Origin of the sequence: Franconibacter daqui (genome assembly GCF_014644275.1) — a bacterium.
GTDB classification, from domain to species: Bacteria; Pseudomonadota; Gammaproteobacteria; order Enterobacterales; family Enterobacteriaceae; genus Franconibacter; species Franconibacter pulveris.
Window position 1 is genome coordinate 367,486 of the sequence record NZ_BMKJ01000003.1, and the last position, 21,266, is coordinate 388,751.

Genomic DNA, 21,266 nt, shown 5'->3' on the forward strand with positions numbered 1-21,266 from the left:
GATGGCGATGAAAAAGTTGCTCATAGCGTCGCTGCTGTTTAGCAGCGCCACCGTATACGGTGCAGACGGGTTCGTGGTGAAGGACATTCATTTCGAAGGCCTGCAGCGAGTCGCCGTTGGTGCGGCCCTCCTCAGTATGCCAGTACGTCCAGGCGATACGGTTAACGACGAGGATATCAGTAATACGATCCGTGCTCTTTTTGCCACTGGCAACTTTGAGGACGTAAGAGTGCTGCGCGACGGCGACAACCTGTTGGTTCAGGTTAAAGAACGGCCGACGATTGCCAGCATCACCTTCTCCGGCAACAAATCGGTGAAGGATGACATGCTTAAGCAGAACCTCGAAGCTTCCGGCGTGCGGGTAGGGGAGTCGCTTGACCGCACAACCCTGTCTGATATCGAAAAGGGACTCGAAGATTTCTACTACAGCGTTGGTAAATATAGCGCCAGCGTAAAAGCTGTCGTTACGCCGCTGCCGCGTAACCGCGTCGATCTCAAACTGGTCTTCCAGGAAGGGGTTTCGGCCAAAATCCAGCAGATCAACATCGTCGGCAACCACGCTTTCAGCACTGAAGAGCTTATCTCTCACTTCCAACTGCGTGACGAAGTGCCGTGGTGGAACGTCGTAGGCGATCGCAAATATCAGAAGCAGAAACTGCAGGGCGATCTTGAGACGCTGCGCAGTTATTATCTTGACCGCGGCTATGCGCGTTTCAACATCGACTCAACGCAGGTGAGCCTGACGCCAGATAAAAAAGGCATCTATATCACTGTCAACGTAACCGAAGGCGATCAGTATAAGATTGCCGGCGTTGAGGTGAACGGCAACCTTGCTGGTCATTCTGCTGAAATTGAAAGCCTGACCAAAATGGAGCCGGGCGAGCTCTACAACGGCACGAAAGTGACCAAAATGGAAGACGACATCAAGAAGCTGTTGGGTCGTTATGGTTACGCCTATCCGCGCGTGCAGACGCAGCCGGAAATCAACGATGCGGATAAAACCGTGAAGCTGCATGTGAATGTGGATTCCGGCAACCGTTTCTATGTGCGTAAAATCCGTTTTGAAGGCAACGATACTTCCAAAGATTCCGTGCTGCGTCGCGAAATGCGCCAGATGGAGGGTGCGTGGCTCGGCAGCAACCTGGTTGACCAGGGGAAAGAGCGTCTAAACCGCCTCGGCTACTTCGAAACGGTTGATGTGGATACCCAGCGCGTACCAGGCAGTCCGGATCAGGTCGATGTGGTTTATAAGGTGAAAGAGCGCAATACCGGCAGCTTCAACTTCGGTGTTGGCTACGGCACCGAAAGCGGCGTTAGCTTCCAGGTCGGCGTACAGCAAGATAACTGGTTAGGCACCGGTTATTCTGTCGGTATTAACGGCACTAAGAACGACTACCAGACGTACTCTGAGCTTTCTGTCACCAACCCATACTTTACGGTCGATGGCGTAAGTCTTGGCGGGCGCATCTTCTATAATGATTTCCAGGCGGATGACGCGGACCTCTCCTCTTATACCAATAAGAGCTATGGTTTAGATGGCACGCTGGGCTTCCCGATTAATGAATACAATACGCTGCGTCTGGGATTAGGTTATGTGCATAACGACCTGTCTAATATGCAGCCGCAGGTATCCATGTGGCGCTACCTGGATTCTATCGGTCAGAGCACGTCCACCTCTTCAGATGACAACGGCTTCTCGGCGGATGACTTTACGCTGAACTACGGCTGGACTTATAACAAGCTTGACCGCGGATTCTTCCCGACGGAAGGTTCCCGCGTTAGCCTGAACGGTAAAGTGACGATTCCGGGCTCTGATAACGAGTTCTATAAAGTGACGCTCGACACCGCCTCCTACTTCCCGATCGACGAAGATCATAAGTGGGTCGTGCTGGGTCGCACCCGTTGGGGCTATGGCGACGGTCTGGGCGGCAAAGAGATGCCGTTCTACGAGAACTTCTATGCGGGCGGTTCCAGCACGGTACGCGGCTTCCAGTCCAATAACATTGGTCCGAAAGCGGTCTACTATGGCGGTCCGGGACTGGATAATTGCGACACCACAGACACCAGTAGAGTATGTGATTCCGACGACGCCGTCGGCGGCAACGCAATGGGCGTAGCAAGCCTTGAGTTTATTACCCCAACGCCGTTCCTGAGCGAGAAGTACGCGAACTCAGTGCGCACGTCGTTGTTTGTCGATGCAGGCTCGGTCTGGGATACCAACTGGGAAAATACCGCTGCGATGAGAGCCGCTGGCGTACCGGATTACAGCGATCCAGGCAATATCCGCATGTCCGCAGGCTTAGCTTTACAATGGATGTCGCCATTGGGGCCGTTGGTGTTCTCCTACGCCCAGCCGTTTAAGAAATACGATGGAGACAAAGCAGAGCAGTTCCAGTTTAACATCGGTAAAACCTGGTAACTGTCCGCTGCAAGGGAATGCTTATGCAGTGTAGCGATGACGTCTGGCGGGTATGGACCCGCCGAAGCCACGCAAAGAGCGGTACCTTCGGGTACATATGGGATGGTAAGGAGTTTATTGTGAAAAAGTGGTTAATTGCTGCAGGTCTCGGTTTGACAATGGCGGCTTCTGCCCAGGCTGCGGATAAAGTTGCTGTTGTTAATATGGGAAGCCTGTTTCAGCAGGTCGCTCAGAAAACTGGCGTATCCAAGACGCTGGAAAATGAGTTCAAAGGCCGTGCAAGCGAACTGCAACGTATGGAAACAGACCTGCAATCCAAAATGCAGCGCCTGCAGCGTGATGGCTCCACGATGAAAGCCAGCGATCGCAGCAAGCTGGAAAAAGACGTGATGGCTGGCCGTCAGGAATTCTCTGGCAAAGCGCAGCAGTTCGAGCAGGATCGTGCTCGTCGCTCTAATGAAGAACGCGGCAAACTGGTTACCCGTATCCAGAGCGCAGTGAAAAGCGTTGCTGCGGATCAGGATATCGACCTGGTTCTGGATGCCAACACCGTTGCTTACGCAGGTAGCGATGTTAAAGACATCACTGCTGATGTACTGAAACAGGTTAAATAAGTAATGCCTTCAATTCGACTGGCTGATTTAGCCCGGCAGTTGGATGCGGAATTACACGGTGATGGCGATATTGCCATCACCGGCGTGGCGTCCATGCAGTCCGCGAAAGCGGGACAAATCACTTTCATGGTAAACCCGCGATACCGTGAGCATTTGGCCGCTTGCCAGGCTTCTGCTGTCGTCATGACGCAGGATGATCTCCCTTTTGCCACAGGCGCGGCGCTGGTAGTAAAAAATCCCTACCTGACGTATGCCCGTATGGCTCAGATTTTAGACACCACGCCGCAACCCGCTCAGGATATCGCGCCCAGCGCGGTAATCGATGCAAGCGCGCGCCTGGGTCAAAACGTAGCAATTGGCGCTAATGCCGTTATCGAGTCTGGCGTTGAGCTAGGTGATAACGTGATTATCGGCGCAGGCTGTTTTGTTGGTAAAAATACTAAAATTGGCGCAGGCACTCGCCTCTGGGCCAATGTTACCGTTTACCATGAAATTGAAATCGGCGAACAGTGCCTGATTCAATCAAGCACCGTGATCGGCGCAGATGGTTTTGGTTATGCTAACGATCGTGGAAACTGGGTTAAGATCCCGCAATTAGGCCGGGTGATTATTGGCGATCGCGTTGAGATCGGCGCCTGTACGACCATCGACCGCGGCGCGCTTGACGATACGATAATTGGCAATGGCGTGATTATTGATAATCAGTGCCAGATTGCACATAACGTCGTGATTGGCGACAATACGGCGGTTGCAGGTGGCGTTATCATGGCGGGCAGCCTGAAAATTGGCCGTTACTGCATGATTGGCGGTGCCAGCGTTATCAACGGGCATATGGAAATCTGCGATAAGGTCACAGTGACAGGAATGGGCATGGTCATGCGTCCCATCACTGAACCTGGGGTGTATTCCTCAGGCATTCCGCTGCAACCGAACAAAGTGTGGCGTAAAACCGCAGCGCTGGTGATGAATATTGATGATATGAGCAAACGCTTAAAAGCGGTTGAGCGTAAAGTTAATCAACAAGACTAAATCATCTGCATTACGCTTTCGCGCATACCAGATTCGCGGCCTGCCAGCGATCAAACGATCGCCGCAGGCCGTGTTATTATTGCCTTTTCAGTATATTTAGACAGGAAGAGTATTTTGACTACTGACACTCATACTCTGCACATTGAAGAGATTTTAGAACTGCTGCCGCACCGCTACCCGTTTCTGCTGGTAGATCGCGTACTGGACTTCGAAGAAGGCCGTTTCCTGCGCGCGGTAAAAAATGTCTCTGTCAATGAGCCGTTTTTCCAGGGCCATTTCCCTGGTAAGCCGATTTTTCCGGGTGTTCTGATTTTAGAAGCGATGGCGCAAGCCACCGGGATTCTGGCCTTTAAAAGCGTAGGTAAGCTGGAGCCGGGTGAACTTTACTATTTCGCTGGTATTGATGAAGCACGCTTTAAGCGTCCTGTTGTGCCAGGTGACCAGATGGTGATGGAAGTCACTTTCGAGAAAACCCGCCGTGGCCTGACCCGCTTTAAAGGTGTGGCGATGGTCGACGGCAAAGTGGTTTGCGAAGCTACCATGATGTGTGCACGCAGCCGGGAGGCCTGATACGTGATTGATAAATCCGCCTTTATTCATCCTACCGCCATTGTTGAGGAAGGCGCTGTTATTGGCGCTAACGCCCACATTGGCCCGTTTTGTATTGTCGGTCCAGATGTTGAGATCGGTGAAGGAACGGTACTGAAGTCTCATGTTGTCGTGAACGGCCACACTAAAATTGGTCGTGATAACGAGATCTATCAGTTCGCCTCCATCGGGGAAGTAAACCAGGATCTGAAATATGCTGGCGAACCTACCCGCGTGGAAATTGGCGATCGCAACCGCATTCGCGAGAGCGTAACTATTCATCGAGGAACCGTACAAGGCGGTGGCTTGACGAAGGTGGGCAGCGACAACCTGCTGATGATCAACGCGCATATAGCGCACGATTGCACAGTGGGTAACCGCTGTATCCTGGCTAACAACGCAACGTTAGCGGGTCACGTATCGGTGGACGACTTCGCTATTATCGGCGGCATGACCGCGATTCATCAGTTCTGCATCATTGGTGCGCATGTGATGGTCGGCGGCTGCTCCGGTGTGGCGCAAGACGTACCGCCTTATGTTATCGCGCAGGGCAACCATGCTACGCCGTTTGGTGTAAACCTTGAAGGCCTGAAACGCCGTGGCTTTAGCAAAGAGGCGCTGCACGCTATTCGTAACGCCTATAAGCTGCTTTATCGCAGCGGTAAAACGCTGGATGAAGTGAAGCCGGAGATTGCCGAACTGGCGGCGCAGCATCCCGAAGTCAAAGCCTTTTCGGATTTCTTCGAGCGTTCTACTCGCGGTTTAATTCGTTAATGAGCGCAGCGCGTCCACTTACGATTGCCCTGGTCGCCGGAGAAACCTCCGGCGATATTCTTGGTGCGGGTCTTATCCGCGCCTTGAAAGCAAAAATACCAGACGCCCGTTTCGTCGGCGTGGCTGGCCCACGCATGCAGTCGGAAGGGTGCGAAGCCTGGTACGACATGGAAGAGCTGGCGGTGATGGGTGTTGTCGAAGTGCTGGGGCGGCTACGTCGTCTGCTGCATATTCGCGCTGACCTGACGCGTCGTTTTACTGAGCTCAGGCCCGATGTTTTTGTCGGCATTGATGCGCCCGATTTTAATATCACCCTCGAAGGCAATCTTAAAAAGCAGGGCATTCGCACTATTCATTACGTCAGCCCCTCGGTCTGGGCCTGGCGGCAAAAACGCGTTTTCAAAATCGGCAGAGCTACCGATCTGGTGCTGGCGTTTCTGCCTTTCGAAAAAGCGTTTTACGATAAATTTGACGTACCGTGCCGTTTTATCGGTCATACCATGGCGGACGCTATGCCGCTCGACCCGGATAAAAACGCGGCGCGCGACGTGCTGGGCATCGCCCATGACGCGCGCTGTCTGGCGCTTCTGCCTGGCAGCCGTAGTGCGGAAGTGGAAATGCTCAGCGCCGATTTCCTGAAAACCGCCCAGCTGTTGCGTAAGGTTTATCCGCAGCTTGAGGTCGTGGTGCCGCTGGTCAACGCGAAACGTCGCGAGCAGTTTGAGCGTATTAAAGCGGAAGTAGCGCCAGACTTGCCTGCGCATCTGCTGGACGGTCATGCGCGTGAAGCGATGATAGCCAGCGACGCCGCTTTGCTGGCTTCCGGTACGGCGGCGTTGGAGTGTATGCTGGCGAAATGCCCGATGGTCGTCGGCTACCGCATGAAACCCTTTACTTTCTGGCTCGCTAAGCGGCTGGTAAAAACGGAATTTGTCTCCCTGCCGAACTTACTGGCGGGAAGAGAGCTGGTTAAAGAGTTGCTGCAGGAAGAGTGCGAGCCGCAGAAACTTGCCGCCGCACTGCAGCCGCTGCTGGCGGATGGCAAACAGAGCCACGAAATGCACGACACTTTCCGAAAACTGCACGAGCAGATCCGCTGTAATGCCGATGAGCAGGCAGCGCTGGCCGTGCTGGAGCTTGCACGATGATGGAATTTATCTACCCGCATACGCAACTGGTGGCGGGTGTGGATGAAGTAGGGCGCGGCCCGTTGGTTGGCGCAGTGGTTACCGCTGCGGTGATCCTGGATCCTGCCCGCCCGATTATCGGCCTTGCCGATTCGAAAAAACTGTCTGAAAAGCGCCGCCTGGCGCTCTTTGATGAGATCCGTGAAAAAGCGTTGGCCTGGAGCATCGGCCGCGCCGAACCGCATGAAATTGACGAGCTGAACATACTGCACGCCACTATGCTCGCTATGCAGCGCGCTGTGGCCGGGCTCGCTATTGCGCCAGAATATGTGCTGATTGACGGCAACCGCTGCCCGAAACTGCCCGTTCCTGCGATGGCTGTCGTAAAAGGCGACAGCCGGGTTGCAGAAATCAGCGCCGCGTCGATACTTGCCAAGGTTACGCGTGATGCCGAAATGGCCGAGCTGGATCTGAGTTTTCCCCAATATGGTTTCGCCCAACATAAGGGCTATCCCACCGCTTTCCATCTTGAACGGCTGGCTGAGCATGGCGCGACGATACATCATCGGCGCAGTTTCGCACCGGTTAAACGCGCGCTGGGTCTGGCGTCTTAAGACATACTGATACAACGAACCGGAAACAGAGATGGCTGAACCTCGTTTTGTGCACCTGCGGGTGCACAGTGACTATTCCATGATCGACGGACTGGCAAAGACGGGGCCGCTGGTAAAAAAGGCGGCCGCGCTCGGCATGCCTGCGCTGGCCATAACTGACTTCACTAACCTTTGCGGGCTGGTGAAGTTTTACGGCGGCGCGCACGGCGTAGGGATGAAACCGATAATCGGCGCTGATTTTAACGTCCAGAGCGAGCTGTTGGGTGATGAATTCACCCACCTGACTGTCCTTGCCGCGAACAATACCGGTTATCAGAACCTGACACTGCTTATCTCAAGAGCCTACCAGCGTGGTTACGGCCCCGCTGGCCCGTGGATCGACCGCGGATGGCTGGCTGAGCTGAATGAGGGCTTGATCCTGCTCTCAGGCGGCAGAATGGGCGATGTGGGCAAAAGCCTGTTGCGCGGCAATGGCGCGCTGGTGGATCAGTGCGTGGAGTTCTATCAGCACTATTTCGCCGATCGTTACTACCTGGAGCTGGTGCGCACCGGGCGTGCGGATGAAGAAAACTACCTGCACGCCGCCGTCCGGCTGGCGGAAGAGAAAGGATTGCCGGTTGTCGCTACCAATGACGTACGGTTTATCGACCCTTCTGACTTCGACGCGCATGAAATCCGCGTCGCCATCCATGATGGCTTTACGCTGGATGACCCTAAACGCCCGCGCTTCTACTCCACGCAGCAGTACATGCGTACAGAAGAGGAGATGTGCGAGCTCTTCGCCGATATCCCGGAGGCACTGGAAAACAGCGTAGAGATAGCCCGTCGCTGTAATGTCACCGTGCGCCTTGGCGAATACTTCCTGCCGCAGTTCCCGACCGGTGATATGACCACCGAAGATTTTCTGGTGAAGAAATCGAAGGAAGGTTTGGAAGATCGACTGGAATTTTTGTTCCCCGACCCGGCGGTACGCGCCGAGAAGCGTCGGGAATATGATGAACGCCTGGACATTGAACTTCAGGTTATCAACCAGATGGGCTTTCCGGGCTACTTCCTTATCGTTATGGAGTTTATCCAGTGGTCGAAGGATAACGGCATTCCGGTAGGGCCAGGCCGTGGTTCCGGTGCGGGCTCGCTTGTGGCCTACGCGCTAAAGATTACCGACCTCGATCCGCTGGAATTCGACCTGCTGTTTGAGCGTTTCCTTAACCCCGAACGTGTCTCAATGCCTGACTTTGACGTCGACTTCTGCATGGAGAAGCGCGACCAGGTGATTGAACACGTGGCGGATATGTACGGGCGCGACGCGGTATCGCAAATCATCACCTTCGGCACCATGGCGGCGAAAGCGGTTATCCGCGACGTGGGCCGCGTGTTAGGCCACCCGTATGGCTTTGTTGACCGCATCTCCAAGCTTATTCCGCCCGATCCGGGTATGACGCTTGCCAAAGCGTTCGAGGCGGAGCCGCAGCTGCAGGAGATTTATGATGCCGATGAAGAGGTTAAAGCGCTCATCGACATGGCGCGCAAGCTTGAAGGGGTGACGCGTAACGCTGGTAAGCACGCCGGCGGCGTGGTTATCGCGCCGACTAAAATTACCGATTTCGCGCCGCTTTACTGCGACGAAATGGGGCATCATCCGGTTACCCAGTTTGATAAAAACGATGTGGAATACGCGGGGCTGGTGAAGTTTGACTTCCTCGGGCTGCGTACGCTTACCATCATCAACTGGGCGCTGGATATGATTAACGCCCGCCGCGCGAAGCAGGGCCTTGAGCCCATCGATATCGCCGCCATTCCGCTGGACGATAAAAAAAGCTTCGACATGCTGCAGCGCTCGGAAACCACTGCGGTGTTCCAGCTTGAATCGCGCGGCATGAAAGACCTGATTAAGCGCCTGCAGCCTGACTGCTTCGAAGATATGATCGCGCTCGTGGCGCTCTTCCGTCCGGGCCCGCTGCAGTCCGGCATGGTGGATAACTTTATCGACCGTAAGCACGGGCGTGAGGCTATCTCTTATCCTGATATTCAGTGGCAGCATGAAAGCCTGAAACCTGTACTGGAGCCGACCTACGGCATCATCCTTTATCAGGAACAGGTCATGCAGATAGCCCAGGTGCTTTCGGGGTATACGCTGGGCGGCGCGGATATGCTGCGCCGTGCGATGGGTAAGAAAAAGCCTGAGGAGATGGCTAAGCAGCGTTCTATCTTTGAAGACGGCGCGAAGAAAAACGGCGTTGACGGCGAGCTGGCGATGAAAATCTTTGACCTCGTTGAGAAATTCGCGGGTTACGGATTTAACAAATCGCACTCGGCAGCCTATGCGCTGGTTTCTTACCAGACGCTGTGGCTCAAGGCGCACTATCCGGCAGAGTTTATGGCGGCGGTAATGACTGCGGACATGGACAACACCGATAAGGTTGTCGGTCTGGTGGACGAGTGCTGGCGCATGGGGCTGAAAGTCCTGCCGCCGGATATTAACTCCGGGCTTTACCAGTTCCACGTGAACGACGACGGTGAAATCGTTTACGGCATCGGCGCCATTAAAGGCGTAGGCGAAGGCCCGATTGAAGCGATTATTGAAGCGCGCAACAAAGACGGCTATTTCCGCGAGCTGTTTGACCTCTGCGCCCGTACGGACACCAAAAAGCTGAACCGCCGCGTGCTGGAGAAGCTGATTATGTCCGGCGCGTTCGATCGTCTGGGGCCGCACCGCGCGGCGCTAATGAATTCGCTGGGCGACGCGCTGAAAGCCGCCGATCAGCATGCCAAAGCCGAAGCCATCGGTCAGGCGGATATGTTCGGTGTGCTGGCGGAAGAGCCGGAGCAGATAGAGCAATCCTACGCCAGCTGTCAGCCGTGGCCGGAGCAGGTGGTGCTGGATGGCGAGCGTGAAACGCTGGGGCTGTACTTAACCGGCCACCCCATCAACCAGTATCTGAAAGAAATTGAGCGTTATGTCGGCGGCATGAGGCTTAAAGATATGCATCCGACCGAACGTGGCAAAGTGACCACGGCGGCGGGGCTTGTGATTTCCGCGCGGGTTATGGTCACCAAGCGTGGCAATCGTATCGGCATCTGTACGCTGGATGACCGTTCAGGGCGTCTGGAGGTGATGTTATTCACCGACGCGCTGGAGAAATACCAGCAGTTGCTGGAGAAAGACCGAATCCTGATCGTTAGCGGACAGGTCAGCTTTGATGACTTCAGCGGAGGGCTTAAAATGACCGCCCGCGAAGTCATGGACATTGACGAAGCCCGCGAAAAGTATGCGCGCGGGCTTGCTATCTCGCTGACGGACAGGCAAATTGATGACCAGCTTTTAAACCGTCTCCGTCAGTCTCTGGAACCCCATCGTTCGGGGACAATTCCAGTACATCTCTACTATCAGAGGGCGGACGCCCGTGCGCGGTTGCGTTTCGGCGCGACGTGGCGTGTCTCGCCAAGCGATCGTTTACTTAACGATCTGCGTGGCCTGATTGGTTCGGAGCAGGTGGAACTGGAATTTGACTGATGCGTATGCATCCACGTTTCCCGGGTTCTGAATCACCGGGCCGGTAGCCGCGAGGCCTGCCAGGCCCGGAGCAGGTGGAACTGGAGTTTGACTAATACAGGAATATTATGAGTCTGAATTTCCTTGATTTTGAACAGCCGATTGCAGAGCTGGAAGCGAAAATCGATTCCCTGACCGCTGTAGGCCGTCAGGATGAAAAACTGGATATTAACATCGACGAAGAGGTGCATCGTCTGCGCGAAAAAAGCGTAGAGCTCACCCGTAAGATTTTCGCCGATCTGGGCGCATGGCAGATTGCGCAACTGGCGCGTCATCCGCTGCGCCCTTATACCCTTGATTATGTTCGTCTGGCGTTTGATGAGTTCGATGAACTGGCGGGCGACCGCGCTTACGCCGACGATAAAGCCATTGTCGGCGGCATCGCGCGTCTGGATGGCCGCCCGGTGATGATAATCGGCCACCAGAAAGGACGTGAAACCAAAGAAAAAATTCGCCGCAACTTTGGTATGCCGGCGCCGGAAGGCTACCGTAAAGCGCTGCGCCTGATGGAGATGGCCGAGCGTTTCAATATGCCGATTATTACCTTCATCGATACCCCGGGCGCCTATCCGGGCGTGGGCGCGGAAGAGCGTGGCCAGTCTGAAGCCATCGCCCGCAACCTGCGTGAAATGTCCCGCCTGAAAGTGCCGGTTATCTGCACCGTTATCGGCGAAGGCGGCTCCGGCGGCGCGCTGGCTATCGGCGTGGGTGACAAAGTCAACATGCTGCAGTACAGCACTTATTCCGTTATTTCACCGGAAGGCTGTGCATCTATTCTGTGGAAAAGCGCGGATAAAGCGCCGCTCGCTGCAGAAGCGATGGGCATTATCGCGCCGCGTCTGAAAGAGCTGAAGCTCATTGACTCCGTGATTGGCGAACCGCTCGGCGGCGCGCACCGCAATCCGGAAGCGATGGCGCAATCGCTGAAGGCGCAATTGCTGGCAGATCTGGCGGATCTCGATGTACTGAGCAAAGAAGACCTGCTTAACCGTCGTTATCAGCGTCTGATGAGCTACGGTTACGCTTGATTCTCCGACTTTTTCCATTTCTCTCTAAAGGCTGACTTTTGTCAGCCTTTTTTAATCTATTTATTTTGTGATCGGTCTCAACGAGACGGCAGGCGTTCTCGTTTCGCTTCACTAGACTCCATTTATCTGCGATGTCTGTCGCAGAACGGTGAAATTGTTTTCTCAGCACCTCACCCTTTCGGAGTAATCGCTATGAGCATGAAACGAGCCGCACTCGGCGCAGTCGCGGCGGGCCTTTTTCTGCATACCCCGCCCGCCTCTTCTGCGCTTCTGGAAGCCAGCAGTGAACCTTACCCCGTAAATTCCGCTGATTTACAAAAGAAAGAACAGGAGCTAACCAGCTTCCCGCTAATGAAATCGGTAAAAGCATCGATTCAGACGCTGGATAACGATAGCGTGGAAAACATCGCGCCAGGGAATGCCAGTAATCCCAACAACGTAAAGCGAGTGGAAAGCATCCTCAAAAGCGCTGACTGGGACTATCTCTTCCCTCTTCGTGCGCCGGAGTACACCTACACCAATTTTTTGAAGGCAATCGGTAAATTCCCGGCGGTTTGCGGCAGCTATAGCGATGGTCGTAATAGCGAGGCGATTTGCCGTAAATCGTTAGCGACAATGTTTGCGCACTTTGCTCAGGAAACGGGTGGACATGAGAGTTGGCGTCCAGAACAGGAGTGGCGACAGGCGCTGGTTTACCTGCGAGAAATGGGCTGGACCGAGGGGCAAAAGGGGGGCTATAACGGCGAGTGCAATCCTGATGTCTGGCAGGGGCAGACCTGGCCCTGCGGTAAGGACAAAGATGGCGACTTTGTGAGTTATTTTGGGCGAGGCGCTAAACAGCTTTCTTATAACTACAACTACGGTCCTTTTTCCGATGCGATGTTCGGCACGGTGCGCACATTGCTTGATAAGCCTGAAATGGTGGCGGATACGTGGCTTAACCTTGCCAGCGCTATCTTTTTCTTTGTCTACCCGCAGCCGCCCAAACCCAGCATGATGCACGTTATTGACGGCACATGGACGCCCAACGATCACGACAAGTCTAACGGTCTGGTGCCGGGTTTTGGCGTCACTATCCAGATTATTAACGGCGGCGTAGAGTGCGGCGGCCCTACGGAAAACGCCCAGTCGCTTAATCGTATCGCCTATTACAAAGAGTTCGCTAAATACCTGAAAGTTAACGTCCCTGCTAACGAAGTGCTGGGCTGTAAAGGGATGAAGCAGTTCGACAGCGGCGGTGCCGGGGCGCTGCCCATTTACTGGGAGCAGGATTGGGGCTGGAGCGCGCAAACGCCTTCAGGTCAAACTTACGCTTGCCAGCTGGTGGGCTATCAGACGCCTTTCAGCGCTTTTAAAGAGGGCGATTATGCAAACTGCGTGAAGCATTTCTTCAACGTTAAAGTGGTGGACGACGCCAGCGGAAATACCACGCCGCAACCCTCTCCTGAACCCCAGCCTTCACCGGAGCCGCAACCTTCGCCAGAGCCGCAACCTTCACCGGAGCCTTCGCTTAACGTCGCGCCTGTGGCGATGATTGCAGGCCCTGTTGGCGCAGTGGAAGCGGGCAGTAAAGTTTCGCTTAGCGCGGAAAGCTCAACCGATGAGAATGGCGATGCGCTCACCTATAAATGGATGTCGCAGGATGGGCAGACGGTCAGCGGCAAAGATAAATCCGTAATTATTTTTGATGCGCCAGAAAAAGCGCAGGATGCACAATACGTTATCAGCCTGACGGTGGATGATGGCCAGTTAAGCAGCACTGCCTCCTATACGCTTAATGTGAAGGCGAAAGCCTCAGCGCCTTCAGGCGGTGGGTCGACAAATTATCCGGCATGGAGCAGTTCACAAAAATGGAACTCCGGCGATATCGTCATTAACCACGGCAAACTCTATCAGTGTAAGCCTTTCCCGTATGGCGGCTGGTGTAATACCGCGCCGGCTTATTACGAACCGGGAGCAGGTCTTGCGTGGCAGGATGCCTGGACTGCTCTGTAAACGCATAACGCCAGCGCCCGTCGCTGGCGTTAACAACTATGCTTACCAGATGCATTTTTGCCAGGAGGTAAGCAGTGAACATCATCGCCATCATGGGGCCGCACGGCGCATTTTATAAAGACGAGCCGATTGACGAGCTCCAGAATGCGCTTCAGCGTCAGGGTTTCCAGGTTATCTGGCCGAAAAACAGCACCGATCTGCTGAAGTTTATCGAGCATAACCCGCGCATCTGCGGCGTGATTTTTGACTGGGACGAATACAGTCTCGATCTCTGTAGCGAAATCAATCGCCTCAACGAATACCTGCCGCTTTATGCCTTTATCAACACCCATTCCTCGCTCGATGTCAGCGTTAACGAAATGCGCATGGCGCTGTGGTTTTTTGAATACGCATTAGGCGCGGCGGAAGATATCGCCACGCGCATCCGGCAATATACCAATGAGTATCTCGACAACATCACGCCGCCTTTTACCAAAGCGCTGTTTACCTATGTAAAAGAAGGCAAATACACCTTCTGTACGCCCGGACATATGGCGGGCACGGCGTATCAGAAAAGCCCGGTAGGTTGCCTGTTTTATGATTTCTTCGGCGGCAATACGCTGAAGGCGGATGTCTCCATTTCCGTCACTGAACTGGGCTCGCTGCTGGATCATACCGGCCCGCATCTGGAGGCGGAGGAGTACATCGCCCGCACCTTCGGCGCCGAGCAGAGCTATATGGTGACTAACGGCACCTCCACGTCGAACAAAATTGTCGGCATGTATGCCGCGCCTGCCGGCAGCACAATGCTGGTTGATCGCAACTGCCATAAGTCGTTAACCCATCTGTTGATGATGAGCGACATCGTGCCTCTCTGGCTGAAGCCGACCCGCAACGCGCTGGGCATTCTGGGCGGTATTCCAAAACATGAATTCAGCCGCGCTTCGATTGAAGAGAAAGTCGGGCAGACGAAAAATGCCAGCTGGCCGGTGCATGCGGTTATCACTAACTCCACTTACGACGGGCTGCTTTACAACACCAACTGGATCAAGCGCACGCTTGATGTACCCTCAATTCATTTCGATTCCGCCTGGGTGCCCTATACCCACTTTCATCCTATTTATCAGGGCAAAAGCGGCATGAGCGGCGAGCGTATTCCGGGCAAAGTCTTCTTTGAAACGCAGTCCACCCATAAAATGTTGGCCGCGTTTTCTCAGGCCTCGCTGATACATATTAAAGGCGATTACGACGAAGAAACCTTTAACGAAGCCTACATGATGCATACCACCACGTCGCCGAGCTACCCGCTGGTGGCATCCATCGAAACCGCGGCGGCGATGCTGCGCGGCAACCCGGGCAGAAGATTGATTAACCGTTCGGTCGAGCGTGCGTTGCATTTCCGTAAAGAGGTGCAGCGGCTGCGGGAGGAATCAGACAGCTGGTTCTTCGATATCTGGCAGCCGGAAGAAATTAATGAAGCGGATTGCTGGCCCATCGCGCCGGGCGAGACGTGGCACGGTTTTAACGATGCCGATGATGACCACATGTATCTCGACCCGGTCAAAGTCACCATCCTTACGCCGGGCATGGACGAACAGGGAAACATGGCGGAAGAGGGGATCCCGGCTGCGCTGGTGGCCAAATTTCTCGACGAGCGCGGCGTGGTCGTAGAGAAAACCGGCCCTTACAATCTGCTCTTTTTATTCAGCATCGGCATTGATAAAACCCGGGCGATGAGCCTGTTGCGCGGCCTGACTGAGTTTAAACGCGCCTATGACCTGAACCTGCGGGTGAAAAATATGCTGCCCGACCTTTACGCCGAGGACCCGGACTTTTATCGCAACATGCGTATCCAGACGCTGGCGCGCGGCATTCACGATCTTATTAAACAGCATGATATGGCGAGCCTGATGCTGCGCGCTTTCGACGTATTGCCGGAAATGAAGCTCACCCCTCACGAAATGTACCAGCAGCAGGTAAAAGGCAACGTGGAGACGGTGGAGATAGAAAAGCTCATCAACCGGGTTTCCGCTAATATGATCCTGCCGTACCCGCCCGGCGTGCCGCTGGTGATGCCAGGCGAGATGATCACTCAGGAGAGCCGCGCCGTGCTCGATTTCTTGCTCATGCTCTGTTCCATCGGCAAACACTATCCTGGTTTTGAGACCGATATTCACGGCGCGAAACTGGGAGACGACGGCGTTTACCGTGTACGTGTCCTAAAAAATAGCTAACCCCTTGTTTTGCTATTAACGGCTGGTTAACGTTCGGAAAAAGCAAAAGGAGAGAGCATGCTGGGTTTAAAACAGATTCACCATATCGCCATCATCGCGACGGATTACGAAAAGAGTAAGGCTTTTTACTGCGACATTCTCGGCTTTACGCTGCTGTCAGAAGTGTACCGCGAAGCGCGGGATTCCTGGAAAGGCGACCTGGCGTTAAACGGCCAGTATGTCATTGAGCTTTTCTCGTTCCCGTTCCCGCCCGCTCGCCCCAGCCGGCCCGAAGCCTGCGGCCTGCGCCATCTCGCATTTAGCGTGGAGGATGTCGACCAGGCGGCCGCGCATCTGGAAAGCCGCGGCGTGAAATGCGAAGCGGTGCGCGTTGATGAGCTGACGGGCAAGCGTTTTACGTTCTTCAACGACCCGGACGGTCTGCCGCTGGAGCTTTATCAGCAGTAAGACTTGCCCGAACCTGCAATGCCCGGTAACGTGCCGGGCATACTCCTCATTTTTCGCTGCGTTATGACCACTCTTTCACTCACTTCTTTGCATCCTTTTCGCCATTTGCTGGTGGCGTTCAGCGGTGGCCTGGATTCCACCGTGCTGCTGCATGAGCTTGTGCGTTTGCGCGAAACCGGGTCGCCGCTGACACTGCGCGCCATTCACATCCATCACGGCATCAGTCCGCATGCTGATAGCTGGGTTGCGCATTGCAGGCGGGTTTGCGAAGGCCTGAACGTACCGCTTATGGTTCGTCGCGTGCAGCTCGAGCAGGAAGGACTCGGGCTGGAGGCGCAGGCGCGCAAGGCGCGTTACGCCGCTTTTGCTGACGCTTTGCAGCCTGGTGAGGCGCTGGTAACGGCGCAGCATCAGGACGATCAGTGCGAGACGCTGTTGCTGGCGCTCAAGCGCGGCAGCGGCCCGGCGGGGCTGGCGGCGATGCCGGAAAGACTCGCTTTCGCCGGGACGTTTATTCTGCGTCCTTTGCTTAACACCTCGCGCGCTCAGCTGGAGCGGTATGCGCAGGCGCATCATCTGGTGTGGATTGACGATGAGAGTAATCAGGACGACAGCTACGACCGTAACTTTTTGCGGTTGCGCGTATTACCGCTGCTGGCGTCGCGTTGGCCCCATTTTGCCGAAGCGGCAGCGCGCAGCGCGCAGCTTTGCGGCGAACAGGAGCAACTGCTGGATGAGCTGCTGGGCGAAGAGCTCGCCGCCTTAACGGGAGAGCAGGGCGAGCTTCGTCTTGCTCCGCTTGCCGCGGTGAGCGACAGCCGGCGCGGGGCCCTGCTGCGGCGCTGGTTTGCCGCGCACAGCGCTCAAATGCCTTCCCGCGCCGCGCTGCAACGACTGTGGGACGAGGTGGCGCAAAGCCGTGAAGATGCCTGTCCGCGTTTGCAGTTTGGCCGCTATGAAGTGCGTCGTTATCAGGAGGCGCTCTGGTGGGTGCCAATGCGTCCAGGGCAGGGCGATCGCGTCATTGGTTGGGAAAAGCCCTGGCAACCGCTTGTGCTGCCGGACGGGCTGGGCCAACTGACAACGGGCGACACGGGTACGCGCGTGCGCGTACCAGGGGCCGATGAACGCGTAACGGTGCGCTTTCGCGCCAGTGGGACTCTGTATATTGTCGGTCGCGAACGGGGACGTAGCCTGAAAAAACTCTGGCAAGAGTTGCGCGTTCCCCCCTGGCGGCGCGACACTACGCCTTTGATTTTTTATGGTGAGCAACTTATCTGCGCCCCTGGCATTTTTGTCACCCGTGAGGGCGCGGCGCAGGCGCAAACAGGCTGGCATATAGACTGGCGAAAGGAGCAAGACGAATGAAAAAATGGGCAATGCTGACGGGGTTAATGCTGTGCAGTCTGTCGGCGCAGGCAAAGGGCGATGCGAAAGCAGGGGAAGAAAAAGCGGTTATGTGCGTTGCCTGCCACGGCGCGACCGGAAAAGTGTCGGTGCCGCTTTACCCCAACCTGGCCGGGCAGAATGCAGAGTACCTTGCTCATGCGCTGCAGGCTTATAAAAAAGGCGAGCGCAGCGGCGGACAGGCGGAAATCATGAAGGCTTACGTCAGCGGCCTGTCTGACAGCGATATCGACAATCTTGCAGCGTATTACGCCAGTCAAAAACCATAAAAAAGGGCAGCCCGCTGGCTGCCCTTGCTGTTTTGAGGAGATCAGGACTCGCTGACCACGACGGTGCCGATTTCTGGGTGGCTGAAACTGGCGATTTTATCGAGACGAACTTCGCGCGGGGCACCGGCTTCATCGACAATCAGATATTCGACGTTTTTACGAGAAACCAGGTCGTTGGCCTGCGCCTTAAAAATTTCTCCGCTCTTCAGTTCCAGCGTCAGTAGTAAGTGATGCTGGCAGGCGAGTTCGAGATTGTCATAATCGTCACAGTTGATGGGTTGATAGGCATCATTCATTGACATAATCGCTCACCAGTAAGTTCGCGGCAGCATAAGCCGCCTTTTCCCTGACCGACTCTGAAAGCGCATCGTTAGAGGCGACTTCATTCAGAACCTTTAACACGCAGCCCAGCGCATCGGGGATATAACCCAGATCGCCGCTGGCGATTTCCGCATAGCGCTTGCGTATTAACGCACAATAACTATCCACATGCCCTCCTGTCAGAGTCCTGACTACCGACTTCGTTGTGGGATGCAAGTCTAAGCCTACGAAGATAAACTCTGTTTAGCAAGGTGACTATACCATAGTCATCTGAACGATATTAACGGATAACGAGGCCCAGGCAGGGAATTCTACGGCAGGCCGCCGTTATTCCGTTACAATAGCGTCCAGCATAACCTGGGGGACGTGATGGCATTAAAAGCAACGATTTACAAAGCGGCGGTTAACGTAGCGGATCTGGACCGTCAGCAATTTCTGGAAACCAGCCTGACGCTGGCGCGTCATCCATCCGAAACGCAGGAGCGTATGATGCTGCGTCTGCTGGCATGGATAATCCATGCCGACGAGCGGCTCCAATTCACCCGCGGATTGTGCGCGGATGATGAGCCGGAAATCTGGCTGCGTAACGATCACATGGGCATTGAGCTTTGGGTGGAATTAGGACTGCCCGATGAGCGCAAGCTGCGTAAGGCGGTCAATCAATCCAGCGAGGTCGTGTTATTTACTTATAACGACCGCGCGGCGCAGGTCTGGTGGCAACAGAACCAGGACAAGCTGCGCCAGTATAAAAACCTCGCTATCTGGTACATCAATGACGAACAGCTGGCGAAGGTGAGCAAACTCGCGGACCGGACTATGTCGTTACAGGCAACGCTGCAGGAAGGGATTATCTGGCTTTCCGACGAGCATCATAATCTGGAGCTCCAGCTAACGCCCTGGCAGCAGGCTTCATGATTGAAATTTCCCGCAGCGTCGCGATTCCTGATGAAGAGGTAACCATTACCGCTATCCGGGCGCAGGGCGCGGGCGGGCAGCATGTGAATAAAACCTCAACGGCGATTCATCTGCGCTTCGATATCAACGCGTCCAGTTTACCGGAAGAGTATAAGCGTCGACTGCTGGCGGCGAGCCACCATCTTATTACGCAAGAAGGGGTGGTGATTATTAAAGCGCAAACGCACCGCAGCCAGGAGATGAATCGGGAAGAGGCGGTCGCTCGGCTTATTGCGTTAATTCGGGAACTTACCGTTACGCAAAAGAGTCGAAAAGCTACCAAACCCACGCGCGCGTCAAAGGTGCGTCGCCGCGAGGCGAAAACACAGCGGTCTGCGACCAAGGCACTGCGTGGAAAAGTTCGCGGTCTGTAGAAGCCACTCACCATCAGACTATAAGGAAATCAGGTGAAAAAGAGCATTGTGCCCGCCGCCGTGGCGCTGCTGAGTATGCTGGCGCTTTTTGGCTGTAATAACCGTGCTGAAGTGCAGACGCTTCAGCCTGCTTCTTCGGCAGAGCTTAAACCCATGCAGCAAAGCTGGCGCGGCGTTCTGCCCTGTGCGGATTGCGAAGGCATCGAAACGTCGCTTTTTCTGGAAAAAGACGGCACGTGGGTTATGAACGAGCGCTATCTGGGCGCGCGGGAGCCAACGGTTATCGCCTCCTGGGGGACCTGGGCGCGTACCGCAGATAAGCTGGTGCTGACCGACAGCGACGGTGAAAAGCGCTACTTCCATGCGAAAGGCGAGCAGCTGGAAATGCTCGACCGCGAAGGCAAACGCATCTCCTCTACGCTTAATTACACGCTTTCGCCAGTAAACGCCTCGCTGCCGACGACGCCCATCGCCATGAAGGGCATGTATTTTTATATGGCGGATGCGGCAACCTTTACCGACTGCGCGACGGGACGCCGCTTTGCCGTGTCCAGCAACGCCCGGCTTGAGCGCGATTATGCCGTGGCGCGGGACGGCGAACAGAAAGCCGTATTGCTGAGAACGCAGGCGCATTTTACGCTTGAGCCCAACCCCGACAGCGGAACGATGCAAAAGACGCTGGTGGTGGACAGTCATAGCCGTTTCGAACGCGATAAAGATTGCCGGGATTAGGCCTTTACTGAAAATAGCTGCGGGCGGACAGATAAATTCCTTTTTTTAAATGACCAACATAGCGCAGGCGATGTAGCGGTTTTAGCGACGTTACATCGCCTTCTCGCATATGGAGCAGATCCGCCGGACTGACCCACCCGGAAGCGGCTGAGGTCAAGGGATGACCGGCATAAGCATAAGCGGCAGTGACAAATTCGGAACAAAAGTAGCGATTGTTGGCAGGGCGCTCTGGCGGCGCGAGCTGCACATTCGCCAGGGTTGCCAGGCATTGATGGCGAAAGTCGGATGAAAAAGGTGTGAGTGAACAAAGCTTGCTGGTCAGCATAAAAGGCGCCATTCCAGCGATACCGGAAAAGTTATAGCGGCTACCGCTTTTATCGGTCGCAAATTGCGAGATAAGTTTTGCTTCTTTCTCTGTAAGCCCCGGCATTCTTAACGCAAAGAGTTTATCACTATGCGCCATCGCCTCCTTTAACGTGATGATATGCACGCCCGCGCCGACGGCTTCAGCAACATGGCCTTCTCCTGTATACAACGCTACATGACTAACTGCGGATGCGCTGAAAAAGCGAATCCCTAACGAGGTCAACCCAATCGAAGATGAGAAAAGCAGATCGCCTGTTCGCAGTTGCGTTTCGTCGATAACCCGTAACGTCTGCCCGGGCGCGGAGCTGAACTGCCGTACGCTAATTGTTCTGGTAGAGGAAGGAGCGAGAGGATCCTGGCCGATATCAACAGCGCAACCTGTTAACGCAACGATTAACAGAACCAGAACGCCCAATACGCCGCGCCTGAAATGCATATGACC

Annotated in this window: 20 protein-coding genes; 17 read left to right on the top strand and 3 right to left on the bottom strand. The window is 55.0% G+C overall.

The window, feature by feature from the left end:
• Position 1 precedes the first annotated feature (1 nt).
• From bamA to IEX01_RS13955, 14 genes are all read left to right on the top strand, one after another.
• Complete coding sequence (gene bamA / locus IEX01_RS13890; RefSeq protein WP_188724048.1) at positions 2-2,419, top strand: outer membrane protein assembly factor BamA; 2,418 nt, start codon at positions 2-4, stop codon at positions 2,417-2,419.
• A gap of 119 nt (positions 2,420-2,538) precedes the next feature.
• Entirely contained in the window at positions 2,539-3,033 is a 495-nt protein-coding gene (skp, locus tag IEX01_RS13895) for a molecular chaperone Skp (protein WP_024559232.1), read from the top strand.
• A 3-nt stretch (positions 3,034-3,036) separates the two neighbouring features.
• A complete protein-coding gene (gene lpxD, locus IEX01_RS13900) occupies positions 3,037-4,062 on the top strand; it encodes a UDP-3-O-(3-hydroxymyristoyl)glucosamine N-acyltransferase (protein ID WP_024559231.1) in 1,026 nt (341 codons plus the stop codon).
• Between the two features lie 114 nt (positions 4,063-4,176).
• Positions 4,177-4,632 (top strand): 3-hydroxyacyl-ACP dehydratase FabZ, encoded by a 456-nt coding sequence (gene fabZ / locus IEX01_RS13905; protein WP_024552956.1) that lies wholly within the window; start codon positions 4,177-4,179, stop codon positions 4,630-4,632.
• Positions 4,633-4,635: 3 nt separating this feature from the next.
• Complete coding sequence (gene lpxA / locus IEX01_RS13910; protein ID WP_024561072.1) at positions 4,636-5,424, top strand: acyl-ACP--UDP-N-acetylglucosamine O-acyltransferase; 789 nt, start codon at positions 4,636-4,638, stop codon at positions 5,422-5,424.
• Complete coding sequence (gene lpxB, locus IEX01_RS13915; RefSeq protein WP_024561073.1) at positions 5,424-6,572, top strand: lipid-A-disaccharide synthase; 1,149 nt, start codon at positions 5,424-5,426, stop codon at positions 6,570-6,572. The genes lpxA and lpxB overlap by 1 nt, the downstream gene beginning before the upstream one ends.
• Positions 6,569-7,165 carry a ribonuclease HII gene (rnhB, locus tag IEX01_RS13920; protein WP_024559228.1) on the top strand — a complete coding sequence of 199 codons (597 nt, stop codon included), beginning with the start codon at positions 6,569-6,571 and terminating at the stop codon, positions 7,163-7,165. Before lpxB ends, rnhB begins: the two co-directional genes overlap by 4 nt.
• Positions 7,166-7,196: 31 nt before the next feature.
• The gene (gene dnaE, locus IEX01_RS13925) at positions 7,197-10,679 is read left to right on the top strand and encodes a DNA polymerase III subunit alpha (protein ID WP_024561074.1); all 3,483 of its coding nucleotides are present in this window, start codon (positions 7,197-7,199) and stop codon (positions 10,677-10,679) included.
• A 107-nt stretch (positions 10,680-10,786) separates the two neighbouring features.
• Positions 10,787-11,746, top strand: coding sequence for an acetyl-CoA carboxylase carboxyl transferase subunit alpha (gene accA, locus IEX01_RS13930; RefSeq protein WP_024559226.1), 960 nt, complete (start codon positions 10,787-10,789; stop codon positions 11,744-11,746).
• A gap of 192 nt (positions 11,747-11,938) precedes the next feature.
• Positions 11,939-13,741 (top strand): chitinase, encoded by a 1,803-nt coding sequence (locus tag IEX01_RS13935; RefSeq protein ID WP_188724049.1) that lies wholly within the window; start codon positions 11,939-11,941, stop codon positions 13,739-13,741.
• A 74-nt stretch (positions 13,742-13,815) separates the two neighbouring features.
• Positions 13,816-15,954, top strand: coding sequence for a lysine decarboxylase LdcC (locus IEX01_RS13940; RefSeq protein ID WP_024561076.1), 2,139 nt, complete (start codon positions 13,816-13,818; stop codon positions 15,952-15,954).
• Between the two features lie 57 nt (positions 15,955-16,011).
• Complete coding sequence (locus IEX01_RS13945) at positions 16,012-16,401, top strand: VOC family protein (RefSeq protein WP_024559223.1); 390 nt, start codon at positions 16,012-16,014, stop codon at positions 16,399-16,401.
• A 63-nt stretch (positions 16,402-16,464) separates the two neighbouring features.
• Positions 16,465-17,769 (top strand): tRNA lysidine(34) synthetase TilS, encoded by a 1,305-nt coding sequence (gene tilS / locus IEX01_RS13950; protein WP_188724050.1) that lies wholly within the window; start codon positions 16,465-16,467, stop codon positions 17,767-17,769.
• Positions 17,766-18,077, top strand: a complete 312-nt coding sequence (locus tag IEX01_RS13955; RefSeq protein ID WP_024559221.1) for a c-type cytochrome — start codon at positions 17,766-17,768, stop codon at positions 18,075-18,077. Before tilS ends, IEX01_RS13955 begins: the two co-directional genes overlap by 4 nt.
• 41 nt (positions 18,078-18,118) lie before the next feature.
• On the opposite strand, the gene rof is transcribed toward IEX01_RS13955, so the two are convergent.
• Both rof and IEX01_RS13965 read right to left on the bottom strand, forming a co-directional pair.
• Positions 18,119-18,379 carry a Rho-binding antiterminator gene (gene rof / locus IEX01_RS13960; protein WP_024559220.1) on the bottom strand — a complete coding sequence of 87 codons (261 nt, stop codon included), beginning with the start codon at positions 18,377-18,379 and terminating at the stop codon, positions 18,119-18,121.
• A complete protein-coding gene (locus IEX01_RS13965; RefSeq protein WP_024559219.1) occupies positions 18,366-18,566 on the bottom strand; it encodes a YaeP family protein in 201 nt (66 codons plus the stop codon). The genes rof and IEX01_RS13965 overlap by 14 nt, the downstream gene beginning before the upstream one ends.
• 201 nt (positions 18,567-18,767) lie before the next feature.
• Here IEX01_RS13965 and IEX01_RS13970 point away from each other — a divergent pair, with 201 nt between their 5' ends.
• The 3 genes from IEX01_RS13970 to nlpE all read left to right on the top strand — a co-directional run bounded on the left by IEX01_RS13970 (position 18,768) and on the right by nlpE (position 20,458).
• Positions 18,768-19,313 (top strand): YaeQ family protein, encoded by a 546-nt coding sequence (locus tag IEX01_RS13970; RefSeq protein WP_188724051.1) that lies wholly within the window; start codon positions 18,768-18,770, stop codon positions 19,311-19,313.
• Positions 19,310-19,726 (top strand): alternative ribosome rescue aminoacyl-tRNA hydrolase ArfB, encoded by a 417-nt coding sequence (arfB, locus tag IEX01_RS13975; RefSeq protein WP_024559217.1) that lies wholly within the window; start codon positions 19,310-19,312, stop codon positions 19,724-19,726. Before IEX01_RS13970 ends, arfB begins: the two co-directional genes overlap by 4 nt.
• 75 nt (positions 19,727-19,801) lie before the next feature.
• Positions 19,802-20,458: an envelope stress response activation lipoprotein NlpE gene (nlpE, locus tag IEX01_RS13980; RefSeq protein ID WP_229701855.1), complete on the top strand. Its 657-nt coding sequence runs from the start codon at positions 19,802-19,804 to the stop codon at positions 20,456-20,458.
• A 4-nt stretch (positions 20,459-20,462) separates the two neighbouring features.
• Here the strand turns inward: nlpE and IEX01_RS13985 are convergent, their stop codons facing one another.
• Entirely contained in the window at positions 20,463-21,260 is a 798-nt protein-coding gene (locus IEX01_RS13985) for a YaeF family permuted papain-like enzyme (protein ID WP_188724053.1), read from the bottom strand.
• Positions 21,261-21,266 lie beyond the last annotated feature (6 nt).